This window comes from Amycolatopsis sp. cmx-11-51 (assembly GCF_047608665.1).
Lineage (GTDB): Bacteria > Actinomycetota > Actinomycetes > Mycobacteriales > Pseudonocardiaceae > Amycolatopsis.
The window spans coordinates 22,139-28,138 of record NZ_JADNQO010000032.1; the positions used below are offsets into that span (position 1 = coordinate 22,139).

Consider the following 6,000-nt stretch of genomic DNA (forward strand, 5'->3'; position numbering starts at 1 on the left):
GATGGAACCGGAGCCGGGCCGGCACCGGATTTCACGCTGTGCTCGTGCGGAATGCCTCGTTTCACGAGACATCGAGGAACTTCTTGAACAGGCACCGCTTTGCTCGAGCAGCGCCCGATGCCAGGTCAGGGCATTGGCAGGCAGAGCGGATCAGCCCGCCAGGCGCGCGGCGAGTGCGTCGCCGATCTGCTCGGTGCCGCGGGGTGCGGCCGTGTCGCGTTCGGCGAGGTCGGCGGTGACGGCGGCCTCGATCCGCCGTGCCTCCTGTTCATAGCCCAGGTGGCGCAGGAGCAGCGCGACCGACAGGACGGTCGCGGTCGGGTCGGCCTTGCCGGTGCCCGCGATATCCGGGGCGGAGCCGTGGACCGGCTCGAACATCGAGGGGTGGGCGCCGGTGGGGTTGATGTTGCCGCTGGCGGCAAGGCCGATGCCGCCGGTGACGGCCGCGGCCAGGTCGGTCAGGATGTCACCGAAGAGGTTGTCGGTGACGATCACGTCGAACCGCTCGGGCCGGGTGACGAAGAAGATCGTGGCGGCGTCGACGTGCAGATAGTCAGTGCTGACGCCGGGGTACTCGGCGGCGACCGCGTCGAAGGTGTGCTGCCACAGGTTGCCGGCGTGCACGAGCACGTTGTTCTTGTGCACCAGCGTCAGGCTCCGGCGCGGCCGGGCGTTGGCGAGCTGGAAGGCGTACCGGATCACCCGCTCCACGCCGTAGGCGGTGTTGACGCTCACCTCGGTGGCCACCTCGGCGGGGGTGCCGACGCGCAGCGCGCCGCCGTTGCCCGTGTACGGACCCTCGGTGCCTTCCCGGACCACGACGAAGTCGACGGGCGGGCGGTCGCCGGTGTTCGGATCGAGTTTGCCGGGGCGCAGGTTCACGTAGTGGTCGAAGGCGAAACGCAGCTTGAGCAGCAGGCCACGTTCCAGAACGCCGGAAGGGACGGTGGGATCGCCGATGGCGCCCAGCAGGATCGCGTCATGGTGCCTGAGCGACTGCAGTTCGGCGTCCGGCAGGATCTCCCCGGCGGCGTGCCACCGCCGCGCGCCGAGATCGTATGGGCTGGTCTCCAGTTTCACGTCCGGCGGAAGCACGGCGGCCAGGACCTTCAGTCCCTCTGCCACCACTTCCGGGCCGATGCCGTCACCGGGGATCACCGCGAGGCGAATGCTACGACTGGTCGGCATTGGCATCTCTCTCCTTCATTCGGGTGGCAGCTGTTCGCGAGGTTTGCTCTTGGGCCCGGAACGGGCCGGTCCCTTGTCGAGAACCGGCCCGATGTGCCCCGGATCGGCGGCAGACCGCTGCCGGCTTCCTTGGTCCGCGCGTGGCCGCGGACTCCAGGGCACTCAGACGGCGGGCTCCGTCGCGGCCGCGGTCGAGGTGACATACGGTGCGGACTGCTTCTCGTCCCAGGCTCGCCGGGCAGTGGCCAGCGCGGCCCTCCGGACCGCTTCCGTCTCCTCCTCGTGAATGCCCACGCCCCACAAGGAATGCCCGTTCAGGGCGGTCTCGCAGAAGGCGGCGTATCCAGGCCGCCCCTGGAGCCGCTCCACGGTGACGCCTTGGACCGCGCCGGGGGTTTCCAGGGCGGAGAACGCCTGGCACACCGAAATCTTCCAGTCGGCGGGTGTCCAGTCGGCGGCGGAAATCTCCACGGCGTCCGTCGTCCCCTCGTCGGACTCCGTGCCCGGTGCCACATACCGCTCCGTGAAAAGCTCCCAAAGCTCGTCCGCGCCCACTTCGCCACCAAGCTGCTCGCAGAACTCCTGCATGACATGGGCGAAGTCGATCTGCAACGGCCGGGGCAGGGTCAGCCCCCGCGTGCTGCGCAGCAGATGGGCGATGCCGCCCTTGCCGGACTGGGTGTTGATGCGGATCAGCGCCTGATAACTGCGCCCGATGTCGCGGGGATCGACGGCGAGGTAGGGCACTTCCCAGACGGCACCGGGATCCCCCGCCTCCTCCCGGGCTTTGAGCCCCTTGGCGATGGCGTCCTGGTGCGTGCCGGCGAAGGAGGTGTAGACAAATTCGCCCACCCAGGGATGGCGAGCGGAGACCGGGAGCTGATTGCACTCCTCGACCACGGAACGGATGCCGTCCAGATCGCTCAGGTCGAGCATGGGGTCGATCCCCTGGGAGAACAGGTTCATCGCCAGGGTGGGCAGGCAGACATTGCCGGTGCGCTCACCGTTTCCGAACAGGCACCCCTCCACCCGGTCGACGCCGGCGAGGAGGGCCAGCTCGGTCGCCGCGACGGCGCTGCCGCGGTCGTTGTGCGGGTGCAGGGTGAGGATGGTCCGGTCGCGATACGCCAGATTCCGGCACGTGTACTCGATACGGTCCGCCAGCTCATGAGGCGGGAAACACTCCACGGTCGCGGGCAGGGCGATGCGGAGGGTGCGGTCGGTCCGCGGAGCGCAGTACTCCTGTACCGCGTTGCAGATCTCCACGCCGAAGTCGGGTTCGGTCTGGCTCCAGGACTCCGGCACGTAGGACAGGTAGAGCTCGGTCTCCGCCAACGTTTCCTGGAGCCGGACGGCGTGCCGGGTGCCCTCGAGGGCCAGCGCCACGGTCTCCTCGCGACTGGCACGGAAGACCACCCGCCGCTGCGCGACGGAAGTCGGGTTGATGTACTGCAGGACCGCCTTGCGGGCTCCGCGTACCGCGTCGACACTCCGGTCTATGGCATCGGTCCGCATGGAGCAGAGGACCTGGATGATGACGTCGTCAGGGATGGAGCCCGTCTCGATCAGATGCCGCACGAAGTCGTAGTCGTCCTGGGACGAGGCGGGGTAGCCGACCTCGATCTCCTTGAACCCCATGGACACCAGAAGGTCGAACATGACGCGCTTGCGGGCGACATCCATCGGCTCCAGCAGGGCCTGGTTGCCGTCACGCAGGTCCACGCTGCCCCACAGGGGCGCGCGGGTGATGTGACGGCTGGGCCAGGTGCGGTCTTCCAGCCCGATCGGCTGATAAGGAGCGTACTTGTGCACGGGCATTCCGCTGGCTGTCTGCGCACCCATGTCCTGGGCGCGGAAGGCGCGGTGCCGATGTGGTGAAGGGCTCATCTCTTCCTCTCTCCTGGATTTCCGTGGCGCCATACCCCGCCGCTGCGGGCGAAGTTCCGGCACGAGAACGCGAAATGGTTCCGGGCGGGAGCGCGGTCGGCGACCCAGCCGGAAGACCCGCCGCCGTCGAGGAAGATGTCCTCCAGCGCGTGGTATCCCTCTCGGGCCGCGTACCCGGACGTGCTCGAGCCGTCGAGGGCTTCACCGTGAAGGCAGGAACGCGGGCGTCACCTGCCGACGAGTTCCTACTGCTTCATGGCAGGGCGGCCGCCGCGGTGCCTGCCGAGCCGCACGATGGGGAGCAGACCCTGCACGTACTGGTCGCGGATGGCCCGCTTGTCGTACTTGCCCACCGAGGTCTTGGGCACGGCCGGCAGGACCGCCCAGCGTTCGGGCACCATCCACGCGTCGATACGTTCGGCCAGGAAATCACGCAGTTCCGCCGGGTCGATGCCGTTGTGGCGCAGTGACACGGTGGCCAGCGGACGTTCGCCCCATCGGTCGTCGGGCACCGCTATGACGGCCGCCTCGATCACCGCGGAGTGTTCCATCAGCGTGTTCTCCAATCCCACGCTGGAAATGAACTCACCGCCGGACTTGATGACGTCCTTCACCCGGTCGGTCAACCTCAGATAGCCGTTCGCGGTGATCGCGCCGACGTCGCCGGTCCTCAGCCAGCCGTCCGCGGTGAAGTTCTCCGCCGGCCGCGCCCACGCAGCCTCGTCACCGCCGTGATAGGCACACGTCACGTCGGGGCCGCGCAGCTGAAGTTCCCCGGTGGCCACACCATCGCAGGGCAACAGTGCGCCGTCCGGGCCCACGAGCCGGAACTCCACCGACGGCGGGAACCGCCCCTGGCTGACACGGTAGGCCCATTCCTCGTCGGAGTCCGCCCCTCGGGGCGGCACCGCCGCGCTCACCAGCCCCATGGTCTCGGTCATCCCCCAGCCGTGCAGAAGCTCGATGGAATGCCGGTCCCGGTATGCGGCCATCAAAGTCGGCGGGCAAGCGGAACCGCCTACATACGCCCGCCTCAGGCTTTCGGTGTTGTAGGTGCGGGTGTCCAGTTCCTCCAAAAGAGAAGACCAGACGGTGGGGACGGCGGCGCTGAAGGTGGGCCGCCCCTTGTCGATCATGCGGGCGAGCGATTCGGCGTGGGTGAACCGGTCAGGCAGCAACAGATCAGCGCCCGTGAAGAAGGCTGTGTGCGGGATGCCCCATCCGATCACGTGGAACATGGACGCTATCGGGAAAAGGGTGTCGTGCGAGCTGATGTTGTAATGACTCGGCGACAGCACCTGGAAGCAGTGCAGGAATATCGAACGGTGGCTGTAGACCACTCCCTTGGGCTTGCCGGTGGTTCCGGTGGTGTAGCAGATCGTCGCGGCGGCACGCTCGTCCAACCGCTCCTCCCAGGGATAATCGCCGGGATGGTCGCTGATCAGCTCCTCGTAGTCATGTACTTCACCGGTGAATCCGGACAGCGCCTCACGGCCGCCACGACCGGCGACGATGATGTGCCGCACGGTTTCCGGCAACCGCGCGAGCACGGGGGCGAGCGATTCTGTCAGCCCCGCGTCCACGATGATGACCTCGTCCCCGGCGTGGCCGATGGTGTAGACCAGCTGGTCCGCGGGCATCCGCCAGTTCAGGGTGTGCAGCACGGCACCCATCGCGGGAACCGCGACGAAGAGTTCGAGATGACGAGCGTTGTTCCACATGAGGGTGCCGACGACGCCCTGTTCGCTCCCCGCCCGGGTACCGGGGCGCACCCCCAGCCGGTCACGGAGCGCACGCGCCAGCCGGGCGGCCCGCTCGGCGACTTCCGCGTAACTCCTTCTGTCGAACCCCGTTCCGTTCCAGGTGGACACGTGGGAGGAAGCGTGAACCGTAGCGCCGTACCGCAGGATGCGGGCAATGGTCAGTGGAGTGTCCGGCATCGTGCTGTGCATAGCGTGCCTCCGGAATTGGGTGCCTGCATCGGGCGGCGGTTCGCCGAGCGGCGCGATCCGTTGACAGGAAACATATTCCGGTGTTCTCATCACCGGCAACCCTGCGCGGTTGTCTTGCGTGGCCACTGGCCGGAGGTCCCAGAACCGGTTGCCGGCAGGTGTTCCAGCGCCCTTCCCCAGCAGTTCAGTGCCTTCTCCGGCGACTACGTCCGGCACTCCGCAATCGTTGTCAGCACACGGAAAAGTACGGCGAGAGAGAACCGGGGCTCGGGGTCGCACCAGGTGAACCCGGCTTTCTCCCGCTTCCACATGAGATGAGATTCGCTTGTCGCATTGGAGGCGCGCGGGGGTGACGCGAAGCGACAGCTCGCTTTCGCTGTGTGCCGAGTACCTCCCGCGCGCCAAAAGGGCACCCTGGCAACGAATGCGCCTACCGGCGAGCAGGACATACGCCTACATTCATTTGAGGCGATCAAAGGTGGCTTGTCCGTGAGCTTCCGGTGAGCGCGCCCGCGCGGTGGTCGTGAGTGGCGAATCGTGTTCTATCGAGGGGTAACGCAAAGGTGTCGGGTCGCGGGGATTCGCTGGCGGCTGTGGGGCGACGGTGTCGCGAAAGCCACTTTCGGGACATCAGGCGTCGCGAAAGTGGCTTTCGCGACGCATCTCGACCATGGGTTCAGCGAGGGCCACGGCACCGGCGTAGCGAAGGCCCCCTCTTCGCTACCACACCCTGCCCCCGACGTTGCGAAAGTGGCTTCCGCAGCGGTGAAGGTTGCGAAAGTGGCTTTCGCAACCTGCCACCTGTGCCCCACCCCTCAATAAGTACGTGAAGGCCCCCTTCATGTAGCTAGTGCTGTGACCACATAGGTTGGCCGGGTTGGTTTAGGCGGCGTGGGTGGCGCGTTGGCCCCAGATGTGCTGGCGTTCGCTGCGGACGCGTGCTCGTTCGCGGCGCTGGGCTGCGAGGACGTCG

General features: G+C 67.3%; 3 protein-coding genes. All 3 read right to left on the bottom strand.

Translation table 11 applies throughout. From position 1 onward, the window contains the following. Window positions 1–150 precede the first annotated feature (150 nt). The 3 genes from ACM6LU_RS38805 to ACM6LU_RS38815 all read right to left on the bottom strand — a co-directional run bounded on the left by ACM6LU_RS38805 (window position 151) and on the right by ACM6LU_RS38815 (window position 5,015). On the bottom strand, window positions 151–1,170 hold the full coding sequence (locus ACM6LU_RS38805) for a 3-isopropylmalate dehydrogenase (RefSeq protein ID WP_414942860.1): 1,020 nt from the start codon (window positions 1,168–1,170) through the stop codon (window positions 151–153). Between the two features lie 180 nt (window positions 1,171–1,350). Further along, window positions 1,351–3,075 carry a 2-isopropylmalate synthase gene (locus ACM6LU_RS38810; protein WP_414942857.1) on the bottom strand — a complete coding sequence of 575 codons (1,725 nt, stop codon included), beginning with the start codon at window positions 3,073–3,075 and terminating at the stop codon, window positions 1,351–1,353. Between the two features lie 245 nt (window positions 3,076–3,320). After that, the gene (locus ACM6LU_RS38815; RefSeq protein ID WP_414942858.1) at window positions 3,321–5,015 is read right to left on the bottom strand and encodes a long-chain-fatty-acid--CoA ligase; all 1,695 of its coding nucleotides are present in this window, start codon (window positions 5,013–5,015) and stop codon (window positions 3,321–3,323) included. Window positions 5,016–6,000 lie beyond the last annotated feature (985 nt).